This is a genomic window from Microbacterium sp. Ag1, from assembly GCF_001005635.1.
Lineage (GTDB): Bacteria > Actinomycetota > Actinomycetes > Actinomycetales > Microbacteriaceae > Microbacterium > Microbacterium oxydans.
In genome coordinates this window covers 1-26,054 of record NZ_LBCR01000028.1, presented here as the reverse complement: position 1 = coordinate 26,054, position 26,054 = coordinate 1, and the positions used below count along the sequence as shown (strand labels likewise).

At 69.4% G+C, this 26,054-nt stretch carries 30 protein-coding genes; 22 read left to right on the top strand and 8 right to left on the bottom strand.

Annotated features, from left to right (window positions below; all coding sequences use genetic code 11):
• Positions 1-43 precede the first annotated feature (43 nt).
• Positions 44-1,486: a purine-cytosine permease family protein gene (locus tag AAY78_RS07540; RefSeq protein ID WP_046747727.1), complete on the top strand. Its 1,443-nt coding sequence runs from the start codon at positions 44-46 to the stop codon at positions 1,484-1,486.
• Positions 1,483-2,046: a cysteine hydrolase family protein gene (locus AAY78_RS07535; protein ID WP_046747726.1), complete on the top strand. Its 564-nt coding sequence runs from the start codon at positions 1,483-1,485 to the stop codon at positions 2,044-2,046. Before AAY78_RS07540 ends, AAY78_RS07535 begins: the two co-directional genes overlap by 4 nt.
• Before the next feature lie 25 nt (positions 2,047-2,071).
• Here AAY78_RS07535 and AAY78_RS07530 read toward each other — a convergent pair whose 3' ends face one another.
• A complete protein-coding gene (locus AAY78_RS07530; RefSeq protein ID WP_046747725.1) occupies positions 2,072-2,782 on the bottom strand; it encodes an MBL fold metallo-hydrolase in 711 nt (236 codons plus the stop codon).
• A gap of 97 nt (positions 2,783-2,879) precedes the next feature.
• On the opposite strand from AAY78_RS07530, the gene AAY78_RS07525 reads away from it, so the two are divergent.
• Positions 2,880-3,404, top strand: a complete 525-nt coding sequence (locus tag AAY78_RS07525; protein ID WP_046747724.1) for a TetR/AcrR family transcriptional regulator — start codon at positions 2,880-2,882, stop codon at positions 3,402-3,404.
• 32 nt (positions 3,405-3,436) lie between these two features.
• Here AAY78_RS07525 and AAY78_RS07520 read toward each other — a convergent pair whose 3' ends face one another.
• Together AAY78_RS07520 and AAY78_RS07515 are read right to left on the bottom strand one after the other, a co-directional pair.
• Complete coding sequence (locus AAY78_RS07520; protein ID WP_171011043.1) at positions 3,437-4,810, bottom strand: pyridoxal phosphate-dependent decarboxylase family protein; 1,374 nt, start codon at positions 4,808-4,810, stop codon at positions 3,437-3,439.
• 25 nt (positions 4,811-4,835) lie between these two features.
• On the bottom strand, positions 4,836-5,555 hold the full coding sequence (locus AAY78_RS07515) for a TetR/AcrR family transcriptional regulator (protein WP_082108611.1): 720 nt from the start codon (positions 5,553-5,555) through the stop codon (positions 4,836-4,838).
• A 67-nt stretch (positions 5,556-5,622) separates the two neighbouring features.
• Here AAY78_RS07515 and AAY78_RS07510 point away from each other — a divergent pair, with 67 nt between their 5' ends.
• The 6 genes from AAY78_RS07510 (at position 5,623) to AAY78_RS07485 (ending at position 12,304) form a co-directional block, all read left to right on the top strand.
• Positions 5,623-6,663, top strand: a complete 1,041-nt coding sequence (locus tag AAY78_RS07510) for an agmatine deiminase family protein (RefSeq protein ID WP_046747721.1) — start codon at positions 5,623-5,625, stop codon at positions 6,661-6,663.
• Positions 6,663-8,378 carry an amidase gene (locus AAY78_RS07505; protein WP_046747720.1) on the top strand — a complete coding sequence of 572 codons (1,716 nt, stop codon included), beginning with the start codon at positions 6,663-6,665 and terminating at the stop codon, positions 8,376-8,378. The genes AAY78_RS07510 and AAY78_RS07505 overlap by 1 nt, the downstream gene beginning before the upstream one ends.
• 61 nt (positions 8,379-8,439) lie before the next feature.
• Positions 8,440-9,291: a tryptophan 2,3-dioxygenase gene (locus AAY78_RS07500; protein ID WP_046747719.1), complete on the top strand. Its 852-nt coding sequence runs from the start codon at positions 8,440-8,442 to the stop codon at positions 9,289-9,291.
• The gene (locus AAY78_RS07495) at positions 9,291-10,253 is read left to right on the top strand and encodes a hypothetical protein (protein WP_052748691.1); all 963 of its coding nucleotides are present in this window, start codon (positions 9,291-9,293) and stop codon (positions 10,251-10,253) included. The genes AAY78_RS07500 and AAY78_RS07495 overlap by 1 nt, the downstream gene beginning before the upstream one ends.
• A 1-nt stretch (position 10,254) precedes the next feature.
• Positions 10,255-11,493, top strand: coding sequence for a kynureninase (locus AAY78_RS07490; protein ID WP_046747718.1), 1,239 nt, complete (start codon positions 10,255-10,257; stop codon positions 11,491-11,493).
• On the top strand, positions 11,483-12,304 hold the full coding sequence (locus tag AAY78_RS07485) for a PaaX family transcriptional regulator (RefSeq protein WP_052748707.1): 822 nt from the start codon (positions 11,483-11,485) through the stop codon (positions 12,302-12,304). The genes AAY78_RS07490 and AAY78_RS07485 overlap by 11 nt, the downstream gene beginning before the upstream one ends.
• Positions 12,305-12,309: 5 nt before the next feature.
• Here the strand turns inward: AAY78_RS07485 and AAY78_RS07480 are convergent, their stop codons facing one another.
• Positions 12,310-12,795: an FBP domain-containing protein gene (locus AAY78_RS07480; RefSeq protein WP_046747921.1), complete on the bottom strand. Its 486-nt coding sequence runs from the start codon at positions 12,793-12,795 to the stop codon at positions 12,310-12,312.
• A 299-nt stretch (positions 12,796-13,094) separates the two neighbouring features.
• Here AAY78_RS07480 and AAY78_RS07475 point away from each other — a divergent pair, with 299 nt between their 5' ends.
• The 3 genes from AAY78_RS07475 to AAY78_RS07465 all read left to right on the top strand — a co-directional run bounded on the left by AAY78_RS07475 (position 13,095) and on the right by AAY78_RS07465 (position 14,286).
• A complete protein-coding gene (locus AAY78_RS07475) occupies positions 13,095-13,442 on the top strand; it encodes a hypothetical protein (protein WP_046747716.1) in 348 nt (115 codons plus the stop codon).
• A gap of 164 nt (positions 13,443-13,606) precedes the next feature.
• Positions 13,607-13,948: a hypothetical protein gene (locus AAY78_RS19895; protein WP_174799750.1), complete on the top strand. Its 342-nt coding sequence runs from the start codon at positions 13,607-13,609 to the stop codon at positions 13,946-13,948.
• Positions 13,949-14,079: 131 nt separating this feature from the next.
• Positions 14,080-14,286, top strand: a complete 207-nt coding sequence (locus AAY78_RS07465; protein WP_046747714.1) for a CsbD family protein — start codon at positions 14,080-14,082, stop codon at positions 14,284-14,286.
• 76 nt (positions 14,287-14,362) lie between these two features.
• Here the strand turns inward: AAY78_RS07465 and AAY78_RS19890 are convergent, their stop codons facing one another.
• Positions 14,363-14,527, bottom strand: a complete 165-nt coding sequence (locus tag AAY78_RS19890; RefSeq protein ID WP_017201713.1) for a hypothetical protein — start codon at positions 14,525-14,527, stop codon at positions 14,363-14,365.
• A 123-nt stretch (positions 14,528-14,650) separates the two neighbouring features.
• On the opposite strand from AAY78_RS19890, the gene AAY78_RS07460 reads away from it, so the two are divergent.
• From AAY78_RS07460 to AAY78_RS07430, 7 genes are all read left to right on the top strand, one after another.
• Positions 14,651-14,917 (top strand): DUF7218 family protein, encoded by a 267-nt coding sequence (locus AAY78_RS07460; protein ID WP_046747713.1) that lies wholly within the window; start codon positions 14,651-14,653, stop codon positions 14,915-14,917.
• Between the two features lie 8 nt (positions 14,918-14,925).
• On the top strand, positions 14,926-16,041 hold the full coding sequence (locus AAY78_RS07455) for a carboxylate-amine ligase (protein ID WP_046747712.1): 1,116 nt from the start codon (positions 14,926-14,928) through the stop codon (positions 16,039-16,041).
• 43 nt (positions 16,042-16,084) lie between these two features.
• The gene (locus tag AAY78_RS07450) at positions 16,085-17,482 is read left to right on the top strand and encodes an MFS transporter (protein WP_046747711.1); all 1,398 of its coding nucleotides are present in this window, start codon (positions 16,085-16,087) and stop codon (positions 17,480-17,482) included.
• Between the two features lie 55 nt (positions 17,483-17,537).
• Positions 17,538-18,230, top strand: a complete 693-nt coding sequence (locus AAY78_RS07445; protein WP_046747710.1) for a DUF899 domain-containing protein — start codon at positions 17,538-17,540, stop codon at positions 18,228-18,230.
• Positions 18,155-19,045 (top strand): endo alpha-1,4 polygalactosaminidase, encoded by an 891-nt coding sequence (locus AAY78_RS07440; protein WP_082108610.1) that lies wholly within the window; start codon positions 18,155-18,157, stop codon positions 19,043-19,045. The genes AAY78_RS07445 and AAY78_RS07440 overlap by 76 nt, the downstream gene beginning before the upstream one ends.
• Before the next feature lie 133 nt (positions 19,046-19,178).
• Entirely contained in the window at positions 19,179-20,246 is a 1,068-nt protein-coding gene (locus AAY78_RS07435) for an iron-containing redox enzyme family protein (RefSeq protein ID WP_052748690.1), read from the top strand.
• Positions 20,243-20,449 (top strand): CDGSH iron-sulfur domain-containing protein, encoded by a 207-nt coding sequence (locus AAY78_RS07430; RefSeq protein WP_046747709.1) that lies wholly within the window; start codon positions 20,243-20,245, stop codon positions 20,447-20,449. The genes AAY78_RS07435 and AAY78_RS07430 overlap by 4 nt, the downstream gene beginning before the upstream one ends.
• 13 nt (positions 20,450-20,462) lie before the next feature.
• Here AAY78_RS07430 and AAY78_RS07425 read toward each other — a convergent pair whose 3' ends face one another.
• Positions 20,463-21,338 carry a heme o synthase gene (locus AAY78_RS07425; RefSeq protein ID WP_046747708.1) on the bottom strand — a complete coding sequence of 292 codons (876 nt, stop codon included), beginning with the start codon at positions 21,336-21,338 and terminating at the stop codon, positions 20,463-20,465.
• 6 nt (positions 21,339-21,344) lie between these two features.
• Positions 21,345-22,124, bottom strand: a complete 780-nt coding sequence (locus tag AAY78_RS07420; RefSeq protein ID WP_046747707.1) for a YggS family pyridoxal phosphate-dependent enzyme — start codon at positions 22,122-22,124, stop codon at positions 21,345-21,347.
• Positions 22,125-22,202: 78 nt separating this feature from the next.
• On the opposite strand from AAY78_RS07420, the gene gabT reads away from it, so the two are divergent.
• Positions 22,203-23,540: a 4-aminobutyrate--2-oxoglutarate transaminase gene (gene gabT, locus AAY78_RS07415; RefSeq protein ID WP_046747706.1), complete on the top strand. Its 1,338-nt coding sequence runs from the start codon at positions 22,203-22,205 to the stop codon at positions 23,538-23,540.
• A gap of 4 nt (positions 23,541-23,544) precedes the next feature.
• Here gabT and AAY78_RS07410 read toward each other — a convergent pair whose 3' ends face one another.
• Positions 23,545-24,225: an HAD-IA family hydrolase gene (locus AAY78_RS07410; RefSeq protein ID WP_046747705.1), complete on the bottom strand. Its 681-nt coding sequence runs from the start codon at positions 24,223-24,225 to the stop codon at positions 23,545-23,547.
• Between the two features lie 51 nt (positions 24,226-24,276).
• On the opposite strand from AAY78_RS07410, the gene AAY78_RS07405 reads away from it, so the two are divergent.
• Together AAY78_RS07405 and AAY78_RS07400 are read left to right on the top strand one after the other, a co-directional pair.
• Complete coding sequence (locus AAY78_RS07405) at positions 24,277-25,299, top strand: type I glyceraldehyde-3-phosphate dehydrogenase (RefSeq protein WP_046747704.1); 1,023 nt, start codon at positions 24,277-24,279, stop codon at positions 25,297-25,299.
• Entirely contained in the window at positions 25,296-26,027 is a 732-nt protein-coding gene (locus AAY78_RS07400; RefSeq protein WP_046747703.1) for a glutamine amidotransferase, read from the top strand. The genes AAY78_RS07405 and AAY78_RS07400 overlap by 4 nt, the downstream gene beginning before the upstream one ends.
• The last annotated feature ends 27 nt before the right edge of the window (positions 26,028-26,054 follow it).

The window sequence follows — 26,054 nt, the reverse complement described above, 5'->3', positions numbered from 1 at the left end:
CCGAAACCGCCTGCGACCGCCTCGGCAGTGCCAGGATGTGAGCATGACGGACATCAAGCCGGCCCTCATCGAGCGTGCGGGCATCGAGATCATCCCCGAATCCGAGCGGACAGCGAAGCCGCGAGACCTGTTCTGGCCGTGGTTCGCCGCGAACGTGTCGGTGTTCGGCATGTCGTACGGGTCGTTCATCCTCGGCTTCGGCATCTCGTTCTGGCAGGCGACGATCGTCTCGGTCATCGGCATCGTCGTGTCGTTCCTGCTCTGCGGGCTCATCGCGATCGCCGGCAAGCGCGGCTCCGCGCCGACGATGGTGCTCTCGCGGGCGGCCTTCGGCGTGCAGGGTCAGAAGGTGCCGGGCATCGTCTCGTGGCTCACCTCGATCGGCTGGGAGACGTTCCTCGCGATCATGGCCGTGCTCGCCACCGCCACCGTGATCACCCAGCTCGGAGGTGATGGAGACAGCATCGCGCTCAAGATCGTCGCCACCGTGATCGTCGCAGCGCTGATCGTCACGGCGTCCGTGCTCGGCTATCACACGATCATGAAGCTGCAGTCGGTGCTCACGTGGATCACCGGTGTCGTGACCGTGCTCTACATCGTGCTCGCCGCTCCGCAGGTGGACCTCGCGGTCGTGCTGGCCCGACCCGACGGCGGCGTCGGCCAGGTGATCGGCGCGCTCGTCATGGTGATGACCGGGTTCGGTCTCGGCTGGATCAACATCGCCGCCGACTGGTCGCGCTATCAGAAGCGCACCGCATCGGACGGGGCGATCGTCGCCTGGAACACGATCGGCGGATCGGTGGCACCGGTGATCCTCGTGGTGTTCGGCCTGCTCCTGGGCGGCTCCGACGAAGACCTCATGAACGCGATCGCCGCCGACCCCATCGGCGCGCTCGCCTCGATACTGCCGGTGTGGGTGCTCGTACCGTTCCTGCTCACTGCGGTACTCGCCCTCGTCTCGGGCGCGGTGCTGGGCATCTACTCCTCCGGGCTCACGCTGCTCAGCCTCGGCATCCGGATCCCCCGCCCGTCCGCCGCAGCGATCGACGGGGTCATCCTCACGGTCGGCACGATCTTCGTGGTGTTCTTCGCGACCGACTTCCTCGGACCGTTCCAGAGCTTCCTGATCACGCTCGGCGTTCCCCTCGCCTCGTGGGCCGGCATCCTCATCGCCGACATCCTGCGCCGCCGGAAGGACTACGACGAAGAGGCACTGTTCGACCAGCGCGGACGCTACGGCGCGTGGGACTGGACCTCGATCGGCACGATGGTCGTCACCAGCGTGATCGGCTGGGGCCTGGTCGTGAACAACTTCGCCGAGGACGCAGCCTGGAACAACTGGCAGGGCTACCTGCTGTTCCTCATCGGCGGCCGCGACGGCGAGTGGGCCTATGCGAACCTCGGAGTGTTCTTCGCGCTGGTGCTCTCGTTCCTCGTGACGTACTTCGCGAGGGCGGCGAAGATCCGGCAGCAGGAGGCCGCGTGAATGCGTCCGCGACCACCGACACCTGGCTCGTGGTGATCGATCCGCAGACCATCTTCGCCGCGCCGGATTCCGCCTGGGGATCGCCGTTCTTCCCCGAGGTGATGCCGCGCATCCGCGCCCTGGCCGATGCGTTCGGCGATCGCGTGATCGTGACCCGCTGGATGCCGACCGCCGACAGGACGACGTCGTGGGGTGCGTACTTCGACGCGTGGCCCTTCGCGGACCAACCGCCGAGCGATCCCCTGTTCGCCCTCGTCCCCGACGCCGAGGCGCTCTCGCCGCATTCGAGCATCGACCTGCCGACGTTCGGCAAGTGGGGTCCGGAGCTCGAGCGGATCATCGGACGCGGCGGGCACGTCGTGCTCGCGGGCGTCTCGACCGACTGCTGCGTGATCTCGACCGCGCTGGCCGCCGCCGACGCGGGCGCACACGTGACGATAGCGGCCGACGCCTGTGCCGGTTCGACCGCGGAGAATCACGCCGCCGCCCTGCGGGTGATGAGTCTCTACCCGCCGCAGATCACGATGAGTGACACCGCGACGGTGCTCGCGGCCCACTGACCCGCGCTGACCTGACCGCGGCGCGTCAGGCGGAAGCGCGGACCGCTGCGGCGATGTCGGAGGGGGAACCGTGCCAGGGCGCTCCGTGCCCCGGCAGCACCCACGCCGCCGACACGTCGGCGAGACGGTCGAGCGAGGCCAGTGCCTCCGCGGGCTCGTCGGTGAACGGTGCGGGTTGGGCGCCGGTGCGACCGGTAAGCACGTGACGGGTCGTCAGAGCATCGCCGACGAACACCGCGTCGACGGCGGGGACGTGCACCGCGATGCTCCCAGGCGAATGGCCGGGCATCCCGAGCACGACCGGCGCGCCCGGCAGGTCGATCACATCGCCGTCTGTCACCTCGGTCACGACCGACACGTGTGGCGTGCGCAGCGCGTTCTTGCGGAGTCCGTACGTGAGGAACCCGAGCGTCGGTCCGATCTTGGCCGGCCCCATGGGGGTCTTGGGTTTCTCGCCGGTGCGCACCCGATGGCTGTCGGCCTCGTGGATGAACACCGGTGCCCCGACCTCCTTCCGCAGCCGTTCGGCGAAGCCGATGTGGTCGCCGTCGCCGTGCGTCAACACGAGACCGCGGATATCGGACAGAGGGCGCCCGATCGTCGAGAGCTCGCGCTGCAGATCGTGCCAGTGTCCGGGGAGACCGGCGTCGATCAGGGTGATCCCCTCCGGCAGGTCGATGAGGTAGGAGGCGACGATGTCGTTGCCCAGTCGGTGCAGGTGCGGTGCGAGCTTCATGGCTGATCCTCTCGGGATGATTGCGATGGCTACGATACGTAGCTATCATGGCTAATGTCAATAGCCATGACAGTCCACAGCCGTCGCAGGAGGATCGATGCCGACACCCGAACGCACATCCACCGAGGAGATCGTCGCCGCCGGGCGGGAGATCCTCGAGGTCGCCGGTCCCTCCGGACTCACGATGCAGGCCGTCGCAGAACGGGTGGGGGTCCGCGCCCCCTCGCTGTACAAGCGCGTGCGAGACCGTGACGCACTGCATTCCGCCGTCGCCGCAGCCTCGATCGACGCGCTCACCGCACGTCTCGAAGCCGCGGGCGACGACATCGGTGCGCTCGCGCACGCCTATCGCGACTTCGCGCACCAGCATCCGGAGGGCTTCCGCCTCATGTTCACGATCGCGGCCCCGCACGATGCCCTCGAACGGTCAGCCGCGCCCCTGATCCGCACCGCCTCCGCCCTGGTCGGGCAGGAAGACGCCCTCGACGCCGCGCGCTTCTTCACGGCGTGGGCCACGGGTTTCCTGCAGATGGAGCTGTCCGGGGCGTTCCGCCTCGGCGGCGACGTCGATCGTGCCTTCGAGTACGGCCTGCACCGTCTGCTGGCCGGAATCACCGCCTGACCTATCCACCCTGCAGGTCGAGTCCGCCTCGCCTACCTCATGGTGTCGAGGATGCCGACGAGGTCTTCGAACGTGGTGAGCGGATTCAGGATCGCGAAGCGCGTGTTCGGACGACCGGCGTGGGAGCTGGGCACCACGAAGGCACGCTGCGAGTCGAGCAGAGCGGCCGACCAGCGGTCATAGTCGGCGCGCTCCCATCCTTCGCGCTCGAACACCACGATCGACAGCTGCGGGTCGCGCACCAGTTTCAGTTCGGGGCGTCGGGCGATCTCGTCGGCGATCCGCCGGGTCAGAGCGAGACCGGCGCTCACGGCCTCGCGGTATGCCGTCACGCCGTACGTCGCGACGGAGAACCACATCGGCAGACCGCGCGGTCGACGAGTGAGCTGGATCGAATAGTCCGAGGGACTGAACTCGTCGACGTCGGTCAGGATGTCGAGGTACTCGGCGTGCTGCGTGTGCGCCCGACGTCCGCTGTCGGGGTCGCGGTAGATCAGGGCACAGCAGTCGAACGGAGCGAACAGCCACTTGTGCGGGTCGACGATGACCGAGTCGGCGCGCTCCACACCCGCGAACAGGTGCCGAGCCTCCGGGGCCAGCATGGCCGTGAGGCCGTAGGCGCCGTCGATGTGCAGCCAGAAGTCGAACTCGTCCTTGAGTGCGGCGATGCCGGCGATGTCGTCGACGATGCCGAAGTTCGTCGATCCCCCGGTCGCGACCACCGCGCAGATCTCGTCCCCGTGCTCGGCCAGCGCCTCGCGGACGCCCTCGGCACGCAGCACGCCGTCCTCTCCCGCCGGCACCAGCAGCACGTCGGCATCCATCACGCGCGCGGCCGACTTGTTCGAGGAGTGCGCCTCGACGCTGCAGAGGATCTTCCACCGGCTCGGCAGTTCCCTCCCCGCCGCGACTAGACGGGCTTTCGCCGCCTCACGGGCGGCCACCAGCGCCGAGAGGTTCCCGATCGTGCCGCCCTGCACGAAGACGCCACCGGCCGTGTCGGGGAGCCCGAACTCGCCGGCCAACCACGACAGCACCTCGTTCTCGGCGTGCACGGCCCCGGCCCCTTCGAGCCAGCTGCCGCCGTAGAGCCCGGAGGCCGACACGACGAGGTCGAAGGCGATGGCGGCCATGGTCGGCGCCGTCGGGATGAACGACAGGTACAGCGGATGACTCGTCGTCAGGCAGGCCGGGGCGAGCACATGCTCGAACACGCTGAGCGCCCGCGCCGCCCCCAGCCCCGCGTCCGTGATGGTCGGCCCGACGAGGCGGTTCAGCTCGGCCTCGGACTGCGGCTTGTCGAGCGGCACATCGGCGGCGAGCATGCGGCGACGCGAGTAGTCGAGCACGGCATCGACGATCGCGGTCGATTCGGGCGAGGCCGCGTGCATGCGCACAGCATCCATGGGCGTTCCTTTACGTGTCATCAGGTCAGGAGTCAGCAGGTCGGGAGTCAGCAGGTCGGGAGTCAGCAGGTCGGGAGTCAGAGGATCGAGCACCGACGAGGGCATCGGGGGCGGCACTGTCCAGCACGGCGGACAGTGCGCGCCTGGCGAGGTCGGCACGGTCGCGCGGCGCCCACTTGACCAGCGAGTGCGCGTTCATGCCGTCGACCATCGCGAGCAGCAGCCATGCGGCCGTGTCGGCGCGACCCGCTTCGATCCCCCCGTCGGCGGCTGCGCGGGCGAAGATCTCCTCGAGCGCGCTCTGCCATCCGTCCATCTCCTGCCGCACACGGGCGGCGAGCGCCTCGTTGCGGGCACCGAGCGCCCACGCCTGCACCCAGATGAGGGTGACGTCGTCGCGGTCGGCGTCGAGAAGGGTCTCGATCAGGCGCAGCAGACCACCGCGCAACTCAGCGGCGTCCAGCTCAGCGGCGTCGCGGGACGGGCGGTCGTCGAAGGCGGAGATCACCTCTTCGCGCTCGGCCGCCACGATCGATCCGAAGACCTCGGCGACGAAGGCGTCCATCCCCGGTCGGTAATGCGCGACGAGGGCGGGGGTGACACCCACTCTGGCGGCGATCGCACGGACCGTCAGGCTCTCCAGACCGCTTTCGCGGGCAAGGCCGAGCGCCCCCTCGAGGATCGAGTGATCGCGCTCCTGCGGCGACATCCGCCGAGCGGTCGCACCTGTTGACGTCGTCTTCATCAGGGGTTACCGTAACACCTGTTGATCGCATGTTCAATAGTCGGACCCGCCGCACGAGGAGACCACGATGAGCTGGCGCATGCCCACCGAGACCGCACGTCACGAGCGCACGTGGATGGCGTTCCCCGCGGAGGGAGAGACTCTCGGCGACACCGCAGCGGCGCGCGAAGAGGGCTATGCCACCTGGACCGCTGTCGCTCATGCCGTCGCCGAGTTCGAGCCCGTCTCGATGCTGGTCGACCCGAGCGAGCTCGCCAGGGCGCGGCGCATGCTCAGCAGCGGCATCGACATCGTGGAAGCACCCGTCGACGAGTTCTGGATGCGCGATTCAGGGCCCACGTTCGTGGTCGACGACGAGCGTCCTGGCGTCCTCGGAGCGGTCGACTGGATCTTCAACGGGTGGGGCGCCCCGGAATGGGCGGAGTGGCGGAAGGCCGCACAGCACGCACGCATCGTGGCCGGCGTCGTCGGTGCCGAGCTGGTGAGCTCCGCCCTGGTGAACGAGGGGGGCGGCATCCACGTCGACGGAGAGGGCACTGTGCTCCTCACCGAGACCGTGCAGCTCGACCCCCGCCGCAATCCCTACGCCGACAAGCAGCGGGTGGAGGCCGAGATGTCCCGCATGCTCGGCGCCACGAAAGCGATCTGGCTCCCCCGGGGGCTCACGCGCGACTACGACGACTTCGGCACCAACGGCCATGTCGACATCGTCGCCACCATCGCCTGCCCCGGGCGACTGCTGCTGCACGACCAGCAGAACCCCGACCACCCCGACCACGCCGTCACCCGCGAGCTGCGTGCCCTGCTCTCGGAGCAGACGGATGCCGCCGGGCGCCGCTTCGAGGTGATCGGGCTGCCCGCTCCGTCGATGCTGAGCGACGACGAGGGTCCCGTCGACTGGAGCTACGTCAACCACCTCGTCACGAACGACGGCGTGGTGGCGTGCGGCTTCGGCGATGACAAGGCCGATGCCGCAGCACGCGAGATCCTCGCCGACGCCTACCCCGGCCGCCGGGTCGTCACGGTGGATGCACGTCCGCTGTTCGACCGCGGCGGTGGCATCCACTGCATCACCCAGCAGCAGCCGGCGCTCGACGGACTCCGCTGATGGTCGACGTGGTCGAGGCGTCCATCGCCGACCTGCGCCGCGCCCTCGAGACAGGGGAGACGACGGCCGTCGCGCTGGTCGACGCGTATCTCGCACGCATCGCCGCGTACGACGCCCCCGACACCGAGACCGCCCTGAACGCGGTCGTCGTCGCGAACGCGGATGCACGGGACGAGGCCGCGGCCTCTGACGCACGCCGCGCCAGGGGCGAGGCTCGCGGTCCCCTCGACGGCATCCCGTACACCGCGAAGGACAGCTACCTCGTGCGCGGGCTCACGGCCGCCGCAGGGAGCCCGGCATTCGCACAGCTCGTCGCTCAGCGCGACGCCTTCACGATCGAACGACTGCGCGCGGGGGGAGCGATCTGCCTCGGGCTGACGAACATGCCCCCGATGGCGAACGGCGGCATGCAGCGCGGTGTCTACGGCCGAGCCGAGAGCCCCTACAACGCCGCCTTCCTCACGGCCCCCTTCGCCTCGGGGTCGTCGAACGGATCAGGCACGGCGACGGCGGCGAGCTTCGCGGCCTTCGGACTCGGCGAGGAGACCTGGTCGAGCGGACGCGGGCCGGCCACCAACAATGCGCTGTGCGCCTACACACCCTCCCGCGGGGTGATCTCGACCCGCGGCAATTGGCCTCTCGTGCCGACCATGGACGTCGTGGTGCCGCACACCCGCACCATGGCGGACCTCCTCGAGGTGCTCGACGTGATCGTGGCCGACGATGCGGAGGTCCGTGGCGACTTCTGGCGCGCGCAGCCGTGGGTGCAGCTGCCCGCCGCATCCTCCCTCCGGCCGGAGTCGTATCCGGAGCTCGCGACGGAATCCGCCCTCCCCCTCGTCGGCGCCCGCATCGGCATCCCCCGGATGTACATCAACGCCGACCCGGATGCCGGCAGTGCCGAGAATCCCGGAGTCGGCGGCCCGACGGGCCGGCGCATCGAGACACGGGCGAGCATCATCGAACGCTGGGAGGCGGCGCGCCACGATCTCACCGCCGCGGGAGCGACCGTGGTCGAGGTGGACTTCCCCGTCGTCTCGAATTACGAGGGCGACCGACCGGGCGCACACACCATCGCCACCCGCAGCCTCGTGTCACCCGAATACCTGCACCGCGAGATCGTCGACCTCTCGGCATGGGCGTGGGAGGACTTCCTCCGGGCGAACGGCGATCCGGCCCTGCACTCGCTCACCGAGATCGACGGGGCGACGATCTTCCCGCATCCGGACGGCGCACTCCCCGACCGCTACACGGGCTTCGACGACGACATCGCCGAGTACCCCGGCTGGGTGCGCGACAACCCCGGCGTCGGGATCGCGGACATGCCCGAGCTCGAAAGCGGTCTGCGCGGCCTGGAGGAGACGCGTCGCCGCGACCTCGAAGTCTGGATGGACGTGCTGCGGCTCGATGCCGTCGTGTTCCCCGCGGTCGCGGATGTGGGCCCGGCTGACATGGACGTGAACCCGGAATCGGCCGACCTCGGGTGGCGCAACGGCGTGTGGATCGCGAACGGCAACCTCGCGATACGGCACCTCGGCATCCCGACGGTCACGGTGCCGATGGGGCTGATGGGCGATATCGGCATGCCGATCGGGCTGACGTTCGCGGGACGGGCCTACGACGACACGAGGCTGCTGCGCTTCGCCGCGGCATTCGAGGCTCTCGGCCGACCGGGCACACGGCGCACGCCGCCGCCCCGCACTCCCGCGCTCTGAATCCCGGATGCGTGACATAACACTCCTGTGACGCTCGCCACGAAAGTGATATGTTCGGCAGATGCACACCGAGAACGAACGCGCCCTCGAATCCGGCATCGTCACCGATCTGTCTGGGCGCATGACGTACGGCTCGTACCTGGCACTCGACCAGCTGCTCACGGCGCAGCACCCGGTGAGCGAACCCGAACACCACGACGAGATGCTGTTCATCATCCAGCACCAGACCACGGAGCTGTGGCTCAAGCAGCTGCTGCACGAGCTGTCGTCCGCGCGTCAGCTGCTGGCCAGGGACGACCTGCGCGAAGCCCTGAAGTGCATCGCCCGAGTGAAACGCATCCAGGACGTGATGACCCAGCAGTGGTCGGTGCTCGCGACGCTGACGCCCACCGAGTACGCGCAGTTCCGTGGGGCGCTCGGCAACTCCTCCGGGTTCCAGTCCGTGCAGTACCGCGCCGTGGAGTTCGCCCTCGGCAACAAGAACGCGAAGATGTTGAGTGTGTTCGCCGACCACCCGGCCAACCTCGCGCTGCTCACCGCCGAGTGGGAGAAGCCGACGCTGTACGACGAGTTCCTGCGCTTCGCCGCCCGCCGCGGGCTGCCGGTTCCGACGGAGATCCTCGAGCGTGACGTGCGGGAGCCCTATCGGGAGACACCGGCACTGGTGCCGGCGATCCGCGAGATCTACCAGAACCCGAGCCGGTACTGGGATCTGTACGAGGCCTGCGAAGACCTGGTCGACCTCGAGGACAACTTCCAGTTCTGGCGGTTCCGACACCTCAAGACCGTCGCTCGCACGATCGGTATGAAGGTCGGCACCGGCGGCTCCAGCGGCGTCGGCTTCCTGCAGCGCGCACTGGATCTGACGTTCTTCCCCGAGCTCTACACCGTGCGCACGGAGATCGGCAGCTGATGCACGCTGCGACGTTCTTCGACGGGAGCGCGTGGCGCGAGGGCGTCGTCGAGCTCGTCGACGGGCGTGTGCGCCTGCGTGATGAGCGCCCGGCCCCCGGACTCCCCCGCATCGGAGGTGTCATCACGGGCGGATTCACCGACCACCACGTGCACCTGCAGCTGGTGGACCACACTCTGCTGGCAGGGTCTCGCCTCGGCCGCGTGGTCGACCTCGGCGGAAACCCCGAGGTGCTGCGTCAGCTCACGCCCACCGCCCGGCGCCACGTCGAGATCGACTTCGCCGGGGCGTTCCTGACCGCTCCTGGTGGCTATCCCTCCGACCGGGACTGGGCGCCGGAGGGATCGGTCCGCGAGATCACGGACGCGGACTCTGCCGCAGCCACGGTCTCCGGGATGGCGAATGCGGGTGCCACCTGCATCAAGGTCACCAGCAACAGCGGCGCAGGGCCGGTCTTCACCGACGAGCTGTTCCGCGCGATCGTCCGGGTCGCGGCCGACCACGACCTCCCCGTCGTCGCGCACGCCGAAGGTGCGGGTGAAGCGCAGCGGGTGGTCGCTCTCGGCGCAGCCGGGCTCGCCCATGCGCCGTTCACGGAGCGCCTCGACGATGACGAGATCGTGCGTCAGGCGGCCTCCGCCTCATGGATCTCGACGCTCGCGATCCACGACGACCCCGAGCGTGCGACCGCGATCGACAACGTGCGCCGGTTCCACGCCGCGGGCGGCACCGTGTTCTACGGCACCGACCTGGGCAACGGACCGATGCCTGTCGACCTGAACCCGCACGAGGTCGGTGCCCTTCGCGAGGCCGGAGTCGACGACGCGGCCCTCCTGCGAGCGCTCGCCCCCGTGGATCCGCTCGACTCCGGATCGGTGCTCCTGCTCCTCCCCGTCAGCAGCTCCTCGTCGTTCGACCCCCTCGACGCCCGCCCCCTCACCCCCGCCGACCTGAAGGTGTGACATGACCACGACTCCCGACGCCTCCCTGCTCGAGCACGCTCGCGCTCTCGACGCGAACGACCCGCTGCGAGCTCACCTCGACGCCTTCTCCGAGGCACCGGGCGTCGACGCGTATCTCGACGGCAACTCGCTCGGGCGCCCGCTGCGCGACATGCCGGAGAAGCTCGCGACCTTCGTACGCGACGACTGGGGCACGCGGTTGATCCGGTCCTGGGACGAGCAGTGGATGGCGCTGCCGATGGAGCTGGGGGACCGCATCGGACACGTCGCGCTGGGCGCCGCGGCCGGCCAGACCGTGGTGGCCGACTCGACGAGCGTTCTGATCTACAAGCTCATGCGTGCCGCCGCTGCCGCCGACCCCGCGCGCACCGAGCTCGTGATCGAGGCGGGCAACTTCCCCACCGACCGCTTCCTCGCCGAAGGCGTCGCGGCGGAGACCGGGATGACGCTGCGCTGGATCGAGCCCGACCCCGTGCACGGGGTGTCGGTCACCGATGTCGAGGCCGTCCTCTCCGAGCGCACCGCCCTGGTGTCGCTGAGCCACGTCGACTACCGCTCCGGGGCTCTGGCCGACATGCCGGGCATCACCGCGGCTGCGCACGGCGTCGGCGCCCTGATGATGTGGGACCTGTGCCACTCGGCCGGCGTGATCCCGATGCAGCTCGACGAGTGGGGTGTCGACATGGCCGTGGGCTGCACCTACAAGTACCTGAACGGCGGGCCGGGCTCGCCCGCCTTCGCCTACCTGCGCCGCGGCCTCCAGGGCGTGCTGCGTCAGCCGATCCAGGGATGGTGGAGTGCGGCGGACATCTTCGCGATGGGACCGGAGTACGTGCCTTCCGGCGACATCCGCCAGCTGCTCAGCGGCACCCCTCCCGTCATCTCGATGCTGGCCATGCAGGGAATGCTCGACCTCATCGAGCAGTCCACGATCGCGGGCGTCCGGGCCAAGTCGCAGTCGTTGACCGATCTCGCGGTCCGCGCCTACGACGAGGTGCTCGCTCCTCTCGGCGTCCGCCTGCTCAGCCCTCGCGACGCCGAGCAGCGGGGTGGCCACGTGACGATCGGTCACCCGGACTTCCGCGAGGTCACGCGGCGGCTGTGGTCCGACGGCATCATCCCCGACTTCCGGTTCCCGGACGGCATCCGCCTGGGTCTCTCGCCCCTGAGCACCTCGCATGTCGAGACCGTCACCGGTGTGCTCGCCGTGCGCGATGCGCTGGAGTCCGGTGACCTCTGACATCGCTCCCGCCCCCGTGCTCGACGACATCGACGCACGCCCCGGCAGCATCGCCTCGTTGCTGCGGACCTTCATCGGCGTCTTCCTCCGTCCGCTCGGCGGGTGGATCTCCGCTGCCGACCTGGTCGCGTTCGCCGGTGACCTCGGCATCGACGCTGCCGCGGCGCGCACGGGTATCGCACGCCTGAAGCAGAAGGGGCTGCTGCTCGGCGCACGGGAGGGGCAGATCGGCTACCGGCTCAACCCGGCGGCGATCCCGATGCTGGAGCGCGGCGACAGGCGCATCTTCGAGATGCAGGAGATGACCGACGCCGACCCCTGGTGCCTGGTGTCGTTCTCGATCCCGGAGAGCGCCAGGAGCGTGCGCCACCAGCTGCGGCGAAGACTGCAGTGGATCGGAGCGGGCATCGTGTCCCCCGCCCTGTGGATCTGCCCCGGCCACCTTCAGGCCGAGGTGGAGCAGATCCTCGACGACCTCGACGCGCGTCGGTGGGCGACGCTGTTCCCCGCATCGACTCCGCTGCCCGCCCGCACCCTGGTCGACGCAGCAGCGCAGTGGTGGGATCTGGAGGCGCTGCGCGAGGAGCACTTCGCCTTCCAGAACTCCCTCACGACGCTGCCCCGCGAGCCGTTCGCCGCGTACGTGCAGCTGATCGACCGCTGGCGGGTGCTGCCATACACCGACCCGGGGCTTCCCCCGTCGATGCTGCCGCCCGGCTGGCCCGGCCGTCGCAGCTTCGACGAGTTCGCGCGTCGGTCGGCGGAGCTGGCGGCACCCGCCTGGGCGCACGTGCGATCGAGGGCGTCCTAGCCCGTTCAGCCCGCCACTGCGGCGAGGAAGCCTGCCACGTGCTCCTGCAGCCGGAGGATGCGCAGGTCGCGGGCGAACTCGCGGTCGAACCCCTGATAGGCCAGCGGCGGCAGGATCCGCACGTTGCGGTTGCAGCCGAACTCGGCACAGGTGAGCACGCCGACGGTGTCGCCCTTGCGCCCGGCGGGTCCCGCCTTCCGGGCCACGTACAGCTGCACATCATTGCGGAGCGTCACGTCTTCGCACCAGGAGCACTGCGCCCTGGCGATCACACGCTGCTCAGCGCGCTGCAGGAAGACGCCGACGGGTGCGTCGTCGATCCAGGTGACGACGTAGGCACGGCGGGGCATCTTCGGGTCTGCCCAGCCGAGGAAGTCGAGATGGTCGAAGTCGATCTCGGCGAAACCGGGCGGCAGGGTCAGGTCGGACACCTCTTTGCGGGAGGCGTTGAGGAAGGAGGCGCGGATTGCGCGCTCGTCGATGGGACGCATGAGGGTGAGTGCTTTCAGAGAGGTCGCCGCGAAGGCGAATCGACAGGAGGAAGGAACCCCGGCAGTGACCACCGGGTACGACACGGCACCGGGGACGGGGATTCCGCCTCCGGTGGGTCCTCAGCCTCTGTCTGCGGCGCGGAAGGCGCCTGCAGCTCCGCTCTGCGCCGCGAGGGCGCTCATCGACGACAGCACCCGGCGAGCTTACACCCGTTTGTTTCCGTCCGTGTCGGCTCCTCTGGGCGTCGCAGGACGACCGACCTAGTCTTTCCGGAACGACGAACGAGAAGGAGTCCCCCGTGTCCACGCCGCTGAACCGCCTTTCGCCCCTCCCGGTGCGCGAGCGTGCAGCGTGCATGTGCAGTCACGGCGGCCGGTGCTCGTCCTTCGCCCCCGGCCACGCCCTGCACCTCATCCAGGCGCGGATCGCCTCGGCGACGCCGTCCGAATGGATCGATGCGCTGGTCGAGCAGGCCGACGCCGTCTCCGGCGACCTCGTCGTGCGCACGCTCGACGGCGAAACGCACACGCTGTGGAACGGCGCAGGTGCGGCACTCGAAGCTGCCGCGGGAACCCCGGTCGCGTTGCACCAGCGCTATGGAGTGCTGGCCGTCGGCGGCACGCAGTTCAACGTCGCGACCGTCTGATCACTCGCACCCACCTGCGACGGCGTCACCGCCGGACCGGCTCGTCTCAGGCGCTCGCCATCAGCATGTCCTTCATGGCGGAGCAGGCGTCCATGCACGCCTCGCACGCCTGAGCACACATCCGGCACACCTCGCTGTCGTCCGCGTGCCGAGCGCAGGCATCCATGCACGCCTTGCACATCGCGATGCAGGCGTTCAGCATCGCCATCATCGAGGCAGGGGTCATCCCCTGCATCCGCATCATCGACCGCATCATGGTGTTGCACATGTCGGCGCAGTTCATGCAGGCCGGTGCGCAGTCCATCAGTTGCGTCGAGCACACCGTGCAGGCCTGCTCGCAGGCGGCGCACGCATCCATGCACGCCTGCATGACCGCCATGTCCATCATCTGCATGTCGGGCATCGACTCCATGTTCTTCGACATGGCGCCCATCATCATCGAGTCCATCGCACACCGCTTCCTGGTCGAGTCCGCGGGCAGGACCACCCGCCTGGCGCCAGGCTAGTCCTTCGACGCCCGTGCGTCGATGGCATCGGAACATTGTCATGTGCGCGGCGGATTGTCAATCCCGTGGCCGCTTCCCTCGGGACATGAGAGCGTCGGAGTCAATCGATCCGACGAGGAGAGGAGCACCGCATGAGTGCTGCAGACGACATCAAGAACGCCGCCGAGAAGGCCGCCGGAAAGGTCAAGGAAGGCGTCGGAAAGCTCACCGACAACGAGAAGCTCGAAGCGGAGGGCAAGGCCGACCAGGTCAAGGCCTCCGCGAAGCAGGCCGGGGAGAACGTGAAGGACGCCGCCCAGAAGACGGGCGAGAACGTCCGGGACGCGTTCGAGAAGTAACAGGCCCCGGACACCGAAGAGGTGAGGTCCGCCGATGGGCGGGCCTCACCTCGATGGGGTCAGACCTACTGCGTTGTCAGACCTTGCGGCTGCCGCTGATCGCTCGGATCAACCAGGCGATCACCGCGATCGCGAGGAGGACGAGTCCGACCCACAGGAGGAACTGGAGCGACTGCACCAGTCCTCCGGTGATCGCGAGGATCACGGCGACGACGATGACGATGATCAGGAGAATGTTCATCGGTCTTTCCCTTCTTTCGGCAGGCGCGGACGCCCGACTGTGGTGCCTTCACGCTATCCGCGGAGGGACTTCTGTCAGAGGGGGTTGACTTCGGCCCCCCGAGTGCGCGAAGGAGAAGATTTCATGCCAGGACGACGCAACAACTCGCTGAAGGATCCCGAGCTGTATGAGGAGCTCAGGGACGACGGCGCCTCGAAGGAGAAGGCGGCGCGCATCTCGAACGCCGCGGCGAAGGAAGGTCGCAGCGCGGTCGGCCGACGCGGCGGGGAGCACGGCGACTACGAGGACTGGACGGTCAAGGAGCTGCGCGCGCGGGCGAAGGAGCTCGGTCTGACCGGTTACAGCGGCAAGCGGAAGTCCGAGCTGATCTCCGCGCTCAGGAATCACTGAGGACGGGGATGCCCCGCTTCGGGATCGAGGAGGAGTTCCTCTTCCTCGATGAGCACTCGCTGGCGCCCGTGAGTCTCGCCGCCGGCACACGCGAGCGCATCACCCGCCTTCGCACCGGAGGCGAGGTCACGCAGGAGTACCTGACCTCGCAGATCGAGTGCCTCACCGAACCGGTATCGACGGCTGAGGCCGCCACGGAGCAGCTGTCGCACCTGCGCGGACTCATCGGGTGGCACGCCGGCGACCGGCACGCCATCGCCGCCGGCACCGGCACACCGTTCGCCACGACGCGCTCCTCGGCAGTGTCGCCCTCACCGCACTACGACAAGGTCGCCGCGCACCTCGGACACCTCACGCGCGACCACGAGGTCAACGGTCTCCATGTGCACGTCGAGGTCACCGACGACGAGGAGAGGGTGCGTGCGCTCGACCGCGTGCGCGGGTGGCTCCCCGTGCTGCTGGCCCTCACCGGCAACAGCCCGTTCGTGCACGGCCGCGACTCCGGCTTCGCCAGCTGGCGCAGCATCCTGATCCGTCGGCTGCCCTCGTCGTGGACGCCCCCGCACTTCCGCGACTACGACGCCTACCGCGCGGATGTGCAGCGACTCATCGACGTGGGTGCCATCGCCGATGCGGCCTCGCTGTCGTGGTCGGCGCGGTTGTCGGAGCGGTATCCGACGGTCGAGCTCAGGGTCTTCGACGCGCAGCTCTCCGCCCAGGACGCGGTGTTCGCAGCGCTCCTCTCCCGCGCGATCGTGCTCACCGACGATCTGCCGCCCGCGGACATCGGCGTGGACGGCATCGACGCCTCGATGTGGACGGCCGCGCGGCACGGCATGGCCGCCCGTCTGCTCGATCCGGCGACCGGGAAGGCGGAGGACGCGTGGCTGCTTGCCGACCGGCTGCTGGCAGCGATCGCTCCCGCGCTCCGCGAGCTCGACGACGAGGACAGGGTCCGCGACGGGTTCGACCGACTGCGTGCGTCCGGCACGGGCGCTGATCGCCAACGCCGGGCCGTCGCGGATGGCGGGCCGGCGAAGCTCGCCGAGCTCCTGCGCGCAGGGACGCCGTCACCGCTCCCGGCGGATCCCGCTGGACTCACGGTCTCCACGCCCACACCATGAGGCGCCCGGCCCCGAGGTCGGCCACCGGGAGTAGTGTCGGCCTGTGCCCGCCTTCGCCCCGCTCCAAAGACTCGTCATCTCGATCGCGGTGCTCGCGTCGTTCGTGACCTTCCTCGACGGCACGGTCGTGAACGTCGCACTCCCGGCGATCAGTCGCGAGCTCGGCGGCGGCATCACCACCCAGCAGTGGGTCGTCGACGCCTACCTGATCACGTTGAGCGCCCTGATCCTGCTGGCCGGATCGGTGTCCGACGCCTATGGCCGGGTGCTCGTCATGCGCATCGGACTCATCGCCTTCGGGATCGCCTCGATCGCCGTGGCGGCGGCCGTCGATCCGCTCATGCTGATCGTCGCCCGCGCCGCGCAGGGCGCCGCCGGTGCCCTGCTCGTGCCGAGTTCGCTCGCCCTCATCACGGCCACCATGCGGGCCGACGTGCAATCGCGCGCCATCGGCGTCTGGACGGCCTTCACCACGGGGGCGCAGCTGGTCGGTCCGCTGCTCGGGGGACTGTTCGTCGACTACCTCTCGTGGCGCTTCGTGTTCCTCATCAACGTCATCCCGATCGGGATCACCCTGCTGCTCCTCGCCCGGTTGCATCTGCCGGAGCACCCCCGCGGCGTCAGGGTCGACTGGTGGAGCGGGGCCCTGTGCGCGATCGGGCTCGGGGCCGTCGTCTTCGCACTCATCGAGCAGCCCAACATGGGGTGGCAGTCGCCCGCGATCTGGATCCCCGCGATCGCCGGCGCCGCGTTGTTCGGGCTGTTCCTGTGGCGGCAGCAGCACTCCGCGTCGCCGCTCATGCCGCTCTGGCTGTTCCGGGTGCGCGACTTCGGATGGGGCAACCTCGCGACGCTCTTCGTCTACGCAGCACTGTCGCTCAACGGCTTCGTGGTCGGGGTCTACCTGCAGCAGGGCGCAGGACTCAGCGCCACCGCCGCGGGCCTGGCGAGTCTGCCGATGACGATCCTGATGATCCTGATCAGCTCGCGTGCCGGTCAGTGGGCCGGCAGGTGGGGACCCCGCATCTTCATGACGGTCGGCCCGTTGCTGATGGCCGTCGGCGCTCTGATGCTGCTCCTCGTGTCCGCAGACTTCGACTACTGGTGGCAGGTTCTGCCGGCGATGATCGTGATGGGTCTCGGCCTCTCGCTCACGGTCGCACCGCTCACGGCCGCGATCCTCGGTGCCATCGACGAGAACCATTCGGGCATCGCCTCGGCCGTCAACAACGCGGTATCTCGTGTGGCCGGGCTGCTCGTCGTCGCGATGCTGTCGACCATCGTCGGCGGCACTCTCGACCTCGACGGGTTCCACAGCGCCGCCTGGGTCACGGCCACCCTGCTCGTGATCGGCGGCGTGGTGTCGTGGATCGGCATCCGCCGCAATCCGAGCGAGGCGCTCCCCGCCGACACCGCATCGACGGGACCGCTCCCGCATTGACCGTGTCCCCGGCCGCGCGCAGACTGGACGCATCGCTCAGCATCCGGAGGTCACCGTGAGCACAGCACAGCCCCTTCCCCCTGTCGTCGACGCCGAGACCTGGCGCCGTGAGCTCGACGAGTTGCGCGTGCGCGAGAAGGCCGCGACCAGGGAGCTCGACGCGATCGCCGCGCAACGACGACGCCTGCCCATGGTCGAGCTGCCCGACTACACGCTGGTCGGCGCCGAGGGTCCGGTACGCCTGCCCGACATCTTCGACGGACGATCCCAGCTGATCGTCTACAACCACATGTGGTCGGACGGCAGCGAATGGCAGTGTCCCGGCTGCACCGGCTTCACCTCGCAGTTCACGCGGCTCGACGTGCTCGAGCGCTACTACGACGCGCGCTTCGTGATCGTGACGAACGGTCCGATCGAGGAAGCCCTGGCCTACCGCGAACGCGTGGGCAACCGCATGCAGTGGTACTCGAGCGCCGACAGCACGTTCGGGGCCGATGTGGACGCCCCGCCGAACGCGGGGTTCGGCGTGAACGTGTTCCTGCGCGGCGGCGACACCGTGTACCGCACCTGGCACACCGACGGCCGCGGCACGGAGCGGCTGAGCTACCTGCAGGGTCTTGTCGATCTGCTCCCCTACGGTCGACAGGAGCAATGGCAGGACGTTCCGGAGGGATGGCCCCAGCATCCGACCTATGCGCAGGGCATGGGGTCGAAGGAGATCGCGGAGCTGTACGGAGCGGCACGCTGAGTCGGCTGCTCCGGAGTGCCTGGCCAGCGGCCGGCGTCGCCCTCCTCCTCGCTCTCGGCGGGTGCGCGGCGCCCGCGGACCCGCCGTCCTCCGTCGCCCTTCCTCCCTCCGGCGCCACGCCGGACTATCAGCTCGGCGGGGCCTACGATCCGTCCTCCGGCGTCGACGTGGTCGGGCGCGACCGCACCGCGGAGCCCGCGGCCGGTGTGTACTCGGTCTGCTACGTCAACGGATTCCAGACACAACCGGGAGAACTCGACACCTGGCCCGATGATCTGCTGCTGCAGCGCGACGGACATGTCGTCTTCGACCCGGACTGGCCCGACGAGGCTCTGCTCGACACGTCGACCGCGCAGCGCCGGGAGCAGATCGCCGACACCGTGATCCCCTGGATCGAGCACTGCGCGGATGACGGGTTCGATGCCGTCGAGTTCGACAACCTCGACTCGTACTCACGGTCGAAGGGAGCCCTCTCGCTCGATGACAACCTCGCGCTGGCCGCACTCCTCGTCGAGGCGGCGCACGATGTGGGGCTGGCAGCGGGACAGAAGAACGCCGCCGAGGATGCCCCCGCGCTGCAGGAGCACGCCGGCTTCGACTTCGCGGTGACCGAGGAGTGCGCGGCGTACGAGGAGTGCGCGGCGTACACCGATGTCTACGGCGAGCGCGTGATCGACATCGAGTACACCGATGCGCTTCCGCGGCCCTTCGCCGAGATGTGCGCGGACGACGCCTCGCCGGCATCGATGGTGCTGCGGGACCGCGACCTCGTCACCCCCGACGACGACGGCTACGCATTCGAGTCCTGCCGGTAGCCGGCTCCGTGCATCCGCGCGGGCTTCCATGCCTGCCCCGCTTGCCCGGTCGATGCGCGCTCGTCAAGTCCCTGGCCCGATCTCATCCGAGCCCGCAGGATACGAGGGTCCGCATCGATCAGGAGCACGACACATGACCTCTTCCGCCACGGTGACCGCACCGTCACCCGCACCGGCATCCGCACCGAGACTCCCCTTCCACGACCGCGGCCCGGTGAGCCGCGCCGTCATCTCGCATCTCACCGGAGTCGATCGTCACGCCGACCACGCCGCTCTCGCCGAAGAAGCCGCAGCGGCCTGCGCTGACGTCTCCCGTGACGACGACATCCAGCTCGCCCTCTTCGTGCTCTACGCATCCGCCTACGGATCACTGTCGGCACTCGATCCCGAGCTCGAGTGGGACCCGGCGCTCCTCGCGACCCGCCGCACGCTCGAGGCGGCGTTCGAGCGGGAACTGCGCGCGAGAATCCCGATGCCGGAGCTGCCGGAGCCGACCGTGGACGCCGTCGGGCGGGCGCTCTTCGCACTCGCCGAAGCGGACACCGGCCCGAGCCTCTCTCGTTACTTCGTGAAGAAGGCCACGAAGTCCCAGGCGCGGGAGATGCTCATCCAGCGCTCGGCGTACACGCTCCGCGAGGCGGACCCGCACTCCTGGGCGATTCCCCGACTCGACGGACGGGCCAAGGCGGCTCTGGTCGAGATCCAGTCCGACGAGTACGGCGGCGGCCGACCGCACCGCGTGCACGCCGCCCTCTTCGCGCGCGCCATGCGCGCAGCCGGCCTGGATGACACCTACGGCGCGTACGTAGACGATCTCCCCGCCGTCACCCTCGCGTCGCTCAACATGATGTCGATGTTCGGACTCAACCGTCGGCTCGTCGGATCGATCGTCGGTCATCTGGCCGCCTACGAGATGACCTCGTCCATCCCCTGCCGCCTGTATGCCGACGGTCTGCGCCGCCTGGACTTCCCCACCGACGTCACGGCGTACTTCGACGAGCACGTCGAGGCCGACGCCGTGCATGAGCAGATCGCCGCCCGAGACCTCGCAGGCAGCCTCGCCGAGGACCACCCGGAGCTGCTGCCAGACATCATGTTCGGTGCAGCCGCCTGCTTGACGGTGGACGGATGGGGAGGCGCACACATCCTGGAGGCCTGGTCGGCGGATTCCTCGTCGCTGCGCACGAGGGCGTCATCATGAGCGCGGACCACGAACCGGCGACGATCACTCCGTACCCGGACGGTCCGCTGCTCGTCCGCGGTGACGTCGAGCTGCACGCCGCCGACGGCACGCCGATCCCCTCCCACCGCCGCACGGTCGCGCTGTGCCGCTGCGGACTGTCGACCCTCAAGCCCTTCTGCGACGGCACACACAAGCCCGCAGGCTTCCGCACCGAGGACTGAAGGGGCCGCGCACTCAGGGCGTCAGCAGGGGATCGACACCCACCGCGAGGAACAGTGCGGCGAGGTAGACGATCGACGCGCGGAAGACGAGCATCGGGCGCAGCTCGCCACCCCGCCGAGCCCGTGACCGCATCAGCGACGCGGACACCACGAACCCCGCGCCCGCCCCCAGAGCCACCGTCCAGTACAGCAGGCTCACCTCCGCGACGAAGGGCAGGATGAGCGAGCACACGACCGTCACCACTGCGAAGCCGATCACCCTGATGGCGACGAACGACGGCGGGCGCGTGGCACCGAGCATGGGGACGCCGGCCCGGCGGTAGTCGTCTCGGTAACGGATCGAGAGCGGCCAGTAGTGCGCAGGCGTCCAGAAGAACACCACCAGGAACAGGATCACCGCCGGCCATTCGAGAGCGCCGCGCACCGCGGTCCAGCCGACGAGCACGGGCATGCACCCAGCGACCCCGCCCCAGACGATGTTCTGCTCGGTGCGACGCTTCAGCAGCAGGGTGTAGAAGACCACGTACAGCACGAGGCCGGCGGTGGACAACGCGGCGGGCAGGGGGCCGACGAAGGTGAGCATCCACCCCACGGAGGAGATTCCGAGCACGGTCGCGAAGATCAGACCGGCGCGCGCGGACACGACGCCCGTGACCAGGGGGCGCCGGGCCGTGCGCTCCATGACCGCATCGCTCTCGCGCTCGAAGTACATGTTGAACGCCCCGGCGGAACCGGCACTCAGTGCCCCGCCCACGAGCACCGCGCCCAGGAGAGCGATGTCGGGCCGTCCGTCGGCGGCGAACACCATGACGGGGATCGTGGTGACGAGGAGGAGTTCCAGGATGCGGGGTTTGGTCAGTTCGAGGTAGGCGCGAACGGTCCGCAGCACGTGTCGTCAGCCTTCCGGCCAGTAGTGACTGTCTGGCAGCGCGCGGGCACCGAAGATCGCCTGTCCGACGCGCACGCACGTGGCGCCCTCCTCGACGGCGATCTCGTAGTCCCCGGACATTCCCATCGACAGCTCGCCCGCCCCGATGAGGTCGGGCGCGTCTTCTCTGGCCTGGTCCCGCAGCGTGCGCAGCAGCGAGAAGCACTCGCGCACCCTGGCGTCGTCCGGGGTGAGGATGGCGAGGGTCATCAGTCCCCGCACGCGGAGCGTCCCATAGGAGGGCAGTGCCTCCAGGAACGCGGGAAGCTCCTCCGGTGGCATCCCGAACTTGGAATCCTCGGCCGAGGTGTTCACCTGCACGAAGACGTCGAGGCTGCGGCCGGCGGCCTGCAGACGTCGGTCGAGCGCCTCGGCCACCCGCAACCGATCGAGAGCCTGGAACTCGGTGGCGAACGCGGCCACATCTCTGGCCTTGTTGGTCTGCAGGTGCCCGATGATCGACCACGACACATCGAGGTCGGCGGTCTCCCTGTTCTTGCGCACCGCCTCCTGCACCTTGTTCTCGCCCAGCAGCCGCATGCCCGAGCGGATCGCGACGCGGACGCGCTCGGTCGGGACCGTCTTGCTCACCGGGAGCAGGGTCACCTCACGCGGATCGCGCCCCGCCCGCCGCGCTGCCTCGGCGATGCGCGATTCGACGCTCGCGAGGTTATGCCGGAAGTCGTCGACGGTGACCGCCGTGGGGTAGCGCTCGTCGGCGCCGATCGGTGCATCCAACTTTGACATAGGTCAAACACTAACATAGTCTTAGGCCGTTTCGTCGGCGATGTCCGCCGCTCACCACTGCTCACAGAAGGAGCCCCCATGTCCGCGCCCCGCGTGCTTCCCGATCACTCCTCCGCCCCGTTGCTGCTGACCGATGTGCCGGGACCGCGCAGTCGAGCCCTCCACGAGCGACGCAGGCAGACCGTCGCCCGGGGAGTCGGCAGCGTGCTGCCGGTGTACATCGCGCACGCGGACGGCCCCTGGGTCACCGACGTGGACGGCAATCGCCTCCTCGACCTCGGCAGCGGCATCGGCGTCACCACGATCGGACACGGGAATCCCGCCGCCGTCGCGGCCGCCGCCGCGCAGCTCGAGCAGGTGACGCACACGCTCTTCACCGTCACGCCCTACGAGGGGTACGTCAGGCTGGCCGAGCGCCTCTCCGAGAAGACCCCCGGCGATCACGAGAAGCGCTCGGTGTTCGTGAACTCGGGCGCGGAGGCCGTCGAGAACGCGGTCAAGATCGCTCGCAGGCACACCGGCAGGCGCGCGGTCGCCGCCCTCGACCATGCCTTCCACGGACGCACCAACCTCACTCTCGCCATGAACCACAAGGCCGCATACGGCACCGGATTCGGCCCCTTCTCGTCCGACATCCACCGCGTACCCAACTCCTACCCGTACCGGGACGGCCTCTCCGGGGAGCAGGCGGCGGAGCGCACGATCGCCCACCTCGAGCAGCGCATCGGCACCTCCGACCTGGCCGCCGTCATCGCAGAGCCGATCCAGGGCGAGGGCGGGTTCGTTGTCCCCGCCGACGGCTATCTGCCCGCACTGCAGGACTGGTGCACGCGCAACGGTGTGGTGTTCATCGCGGACGAGATCCAGACCGGGCTCGGACGCACGGGGACGTGGTTCGCGAGCGAGCACTTCGACGTCGTCCCCGACCTCGTCCTCACGGCCAAGGGCATCGCGGCAGGACTCCCGCTCGCTGGCGTCACCGGACGCGCCGACATCATGGACGCCCCCGACCCCGGCGGCCTCGGCGGAACCTTCGGCGGCAACCCCGTCTCCATCGCCGCGGCCCTGGCCGTGTTCGATGAGCTCGAGCACGGCCCCTTCTTCGCGGAAGCCCTGCGCATCGGAGGCAGCCTCCGGCAGCACCTCACCACGCTCGCCTCGCGCCACCCCGTGATCGGAGATGTGCGCGGGATCGGCGCCATGTACGCCTTCGAACTCGCCGATCCCGCCACCTCGCACCCCGCCGCGGGAGCCGCCTCCGCGATCGCGGCCTACGCGGCCCAGCACGGCATCCTGCTGCTGACGGCCGGCAGCGACGCGAACGTCATCCGATTCCTGCCGACTCTCACGACCACCGACGATCAGATCGAGGTCGCGGTGGATGTGATCGACCGAGCACTGGCGACACTCGCCTGACGACTCAGCCGGGTGCACCCGTCGCGTCGATGACGAGTGCGCCCTCCCGCCAGCGCACACGGTGGAGGTCGGGCACGACCAGGTCGGGGTCGCCTCCCGACGACGCCGCTCCGACCCCGACGACGAACCCGGCACCCGCCGCGCGCGCCGAGCGGATCCCCGGCACGGAGTCCTCGAACACGATGCAGTCCTCAGCGCGGCGCGCCAGCAGGTAGGCGCCGAGAAGATAGGGGTCGGGTTCCGGCTTCCCCCGGGGAACGTCTTCCGCCGCGACCAACGCCGGTGGAAGCGCGATACCGGCGCTGCGCAGCCGCGCCAGAGCCACGGCGCGGTTGCTGCTCGTCACCACCGCCCAGCGGTCGCGCGGAAGCGCACCCACCAGCCGCGACGCTCCTCCGACCTCCCGGGTGTGCACGGCCGCCTCGACCTCCAGCGCGACCAGTTCCGCCGTGGCCTCTTCCGCGGCCTCCCGCCCCACCAGGCCGGCCACGACCTCGCTCGGCCGCATGCCGTGCGGCGCATCGCGCAGGAAGTCGAAGGAGGGAGCATGCCGGCGGGCCCAGGCATCCCAGGCGGGCGCTGCGGCCAGGACCGAGTCCACGAGGACGCCATCGCAGTCGAACAGCAGTCCGGCCGGTCCGAACTCCCAGGAATCCCCGCTGCGCACGTGTGATAATTTTGGCATAGGTCAAAGCTAGCACCGGCACGGGGGGACCGCGCCGCGGAGGGGACACCAATGCCTAAGAGAATCGCCATCAACGGACTGGGCCGAATCGGCCGCAATCAGCTCCGACTTCTGCTCGCGCGTCGATCGGAGCTCGACCTCGTCGCCGTGAACGACCCGCGGGGGCCACGCGCCATCGCGGATCTCCTGCGCAGCGACGGCAGCAGCGGGCCGTCGACGCGCGGCGTGCGGTACGACGACGACCACCTCTTCCTCAACGGACACGCGGTCCGCATGCTCTCCGAGCGCGATCCGCTGCGGCTGCCCTGGCGTGAGCTCGGAGTCGACATCGTCATCGAGGCGACGGCGTCGGTTGCGGGGGCCGACGACGCACGCACGCACCTCACGGCCGGCGCGAAGAAGGTGGTCACGACGGTTCCGACTCCGGACGACGACGGCACCATCATGCTCGGGGTCAACGAGGACACCTACGATCCGACCCGACACCACGTCATCTCCAGCGCGTCCTGCACGACCAATTGCCTGGCCCCGGTCGCCAAGGTCTTCCACGAGGCGTTCGGCATCGACTCCGGCCTGATGACGACCATCCGTGCCGAGTCATCCGACCTCCAGGTGCACGACGCCCCCCACGCGGACCCGCGGTCCATGATGGGGAAGGAGGCGAAGGGCGGAAAGATCACGCCGCGCAGTGGAGGAGCCGCGTCCGCGATCGGTCGCGTCCTGCCCGAGCTCGACGACGGCCGACTCGACAGCTACACCCTGCAGGTGCCGGCCATCAGCGGTTCGATCACGCATCTCACGGTCACGGCGTCCCGACCGGTCACCGCCGACGAGGTCAGGACCGCATACGAGACGGCCGCGGAGGGCCCGCTCAAGGGGATCCTGCGCTGCGCCGACGATGAGATCGCGGTCGCCGGCACCGTGATCGATCCGCATTCCTCGATCCTCGACGCCGGTCTGATCCGCGTGATCGGCTCGCAGGTGAAGATCTCCGCCTGGTACGACGACGAGTGGGGATACTCGCACCGTCTCACCGAGCTGACCGAGTACGTCGCAGAAAGGCTGTCCGCATGACGATTCCCGAGCCGCGCGAGCGCACGGCGCTCGCGTTCCGCCACGTGCACTTCGAAGACCTCGGCATCCTCGGACCGCTCCTGCGCGAACGCGGCTTTCGCGTGGAGTACGTCGACCTCGGCACCGAGGCCATCGACATCGAACGCGTGGACGATGCCGATCTCATGATCGTGCTGGGCGGCCCGATCGGGGTGCACGACGCCGATACGTACCCGCTCCTGCACGCCTCGAAGGAGGCCGTCGCCCATCGGCTCCGCTCCGGCAGGCCGCTGCTGGGGGTATGCCTCGGAGCACAGCTGATCGCCGAGGCGCTGGGGGCGCAGGTGCACGCGACCGGTCAGGTCGAGATCGGCTACGCACCGCTCGACCTGACCGAGGACGGCCTCGATTCACCGCTGCGCGCACTCGACGGCATGCCCGTGCTGCACTGGCACGGAGACGCATTCACGATCCCGGCCGGATCTCGCCGACTGGCGTCCACCCCCGGGTTCCCGAACCAGGCGTTCAGCACGGGCACCGTGCTCGCCCTGCAGTTCCACCTCGAGGCCGACCACCGCGCGATCGGGAGCTGGCTGATCGGCCACGCGCACGAGCTGCATCACAACGGTATCGACCCGCGCATCATCCGCGAGGACGCGAGAGCCTACGGGCCGGAACTCGAGAGGGCGGCCCGCTCCGCCATCGCGACATGGCTGGATTCCGTCGAACTGCCCGCTCCCACCGCCTGACCGCGACGCAGACGAAGGGGCCGGGTC

Coding starts and splice junctions, on each gene's coding strand:
- gabT (WP_046747706.1), top strand. CDS start 22,203: ATGTCCGCGCCCCGCGTGCTTCCCGATCACTCCTCCGCCCCGTTGCTG.
- AAY78_RS07435 (WP_052748690.1), top strand. CDS start 19,179: ATGACCTCTTCCGCCACGGTGACCGCACCGTCACCCGCACCGGCATCC.
- AAY78_RS07490 (WP_046747718.1), top strand. CDS start 10,255: ATGACCACGACTCCCGACGCCTCCCTGCTCGAGCACGCTCGCGCTCTC.
- AAY78_RS07540 (WP_046747727.1), top strand. CDS start 44: ATGACGGACATCAAGCCGGCCCTCATCGAGCGTGCGGGCATCGAGATC.
- AAY78_RS07520 (WP_171011043.1), bottom strand. CDS start 4,810: ATGGATGCTGTGCGCATGCACGCGGCCTCGCCCGAATCGACCGCGATC.
- AAY78_RS07410 (WP_046747705.1), bottom strand. CDS start 24,225: ATGCCAAAATTATCACACGTGCGCAGCGGGGATTCCTGGGAGTTCGGA.
- AAY78_RS07400 (WP_046747703.1), top strand. CDS start 25,296: ATGACGATTCCCGAGCCGCGCGAGCGCACGGCGCTCGCGTTCCGCCAC.
- AAY78_RS07510 (WP_046747721.1), top strand. CDS start 5,623: ATGAGCTGGCGCATGCCCACCGAGACCGCACGTCACGAGCGCACGTGG.
- AAY78_RS07525 (WP_046747724.1), top strand. CDS start 2,880: ATGCCGACACCCGAACGCACATCCACCGAGGAGATCGTCGCCGCCGGG.
- AAY78_RS07495 (WP_052748691.1), top strand. CDS start 9,291: ATGCACGCTGCGACGTTCTTCGACGGGAGCGCGTGGCGCGAGGGCGTC.
- AAY78_RS07465 (WP_046747714.1), top strand. CDS start 14,080: ATGAGTGCTGCAGACGACATCAAGAACGCCGCCGAGAAGGCCGCCGGA.
- AAY78_RS07405 (WP_046747704.1), top strand. CDS start 24,277: ATGCCTAAGAGAATCGCCATCAACGGACTGGGCCGAATCGGCCGCAAT.
- AAY78_RS07530 (WP_046747725.1), bottom strand. CDS start 2,782: ATGAAGCTCGCACCGCACCTGCACCGACTGGGCAACGACATCGTCGCC.
- AAY78_RS19890 (WP_017201713.1), bottom strand. CDS start 14,527: ATGAACATTCTCCTGATCATCGTCATCGTCGTCGCCGTGATCCTCGCG.
- AAY78_RS07455 (WP_046747712.1), top strand. CDS start 14,926: ATGCCCCGCTTCGGGATCGAGGAGGAGTTCCTCTTCCTCGATGAGCAC.
- AAY78_RS19895 (WP_174799750.1), top strand. CDS start 13,607: ATGCACGCCTTGCACATCGCGATGCAGGCGTTCAGCATCGCCATCATC.
- AAY78_RS07420 (WP_046747707.1), bottom strand. CDS start 22,124: ATGTCAAAGTTGGATGCACCGATCGGCGCCGACGAGCGCTACCCCACG.
- AAY78_RS07440 (WP_082108610.1), top strand. CDS start 18,155: ATGGCCCCAGCATCCGACCTATGCGCAGGGCATGGGGTCGAAGGAGAT.
- AAY78_RS07460 (WP_046747713.1), top strand. CDS start 14,651: ATGCCAGGACGACGCAACAACTCGCTGAAGGATCCCGAGCTGTATGAG.
- AAY78_RS07505 (WP_046747720.1), top strand. CDS start 6,663: ATGGTCGACGTGGTCGAGGCGTCCATCGCCGACCTGCGCCGCGCCCTC.
- AAY78_RS07480 (WP_046747921.1), bottom strand. CDS start 12,795: ATGCGTCCCATCGACGAGCGCGCAATCCGCGCCTCCTTCCTCAACGCC.
- AAY78_RS07515 (WP_082108611.1), bottom strand. CDS start 5,555: ATGAAGACGACGTCAACAGGTGCGACCGCTCGGCGGATGTCGCCGCAG.
- AAY78_RS07500 (WP_046747719.1), top strand. CDS start 8,440: ATGCACACCGAGAACGAACGCGCCCTCGAATCCGGCATCGTCACCGAT.
- AAY78_RS07430 (WP_046747709.1), top strand. CDS start 20,243: ATGAGCGCGGACCACGAACCGGCGACGATCACTCCGTACCCGGACGGT.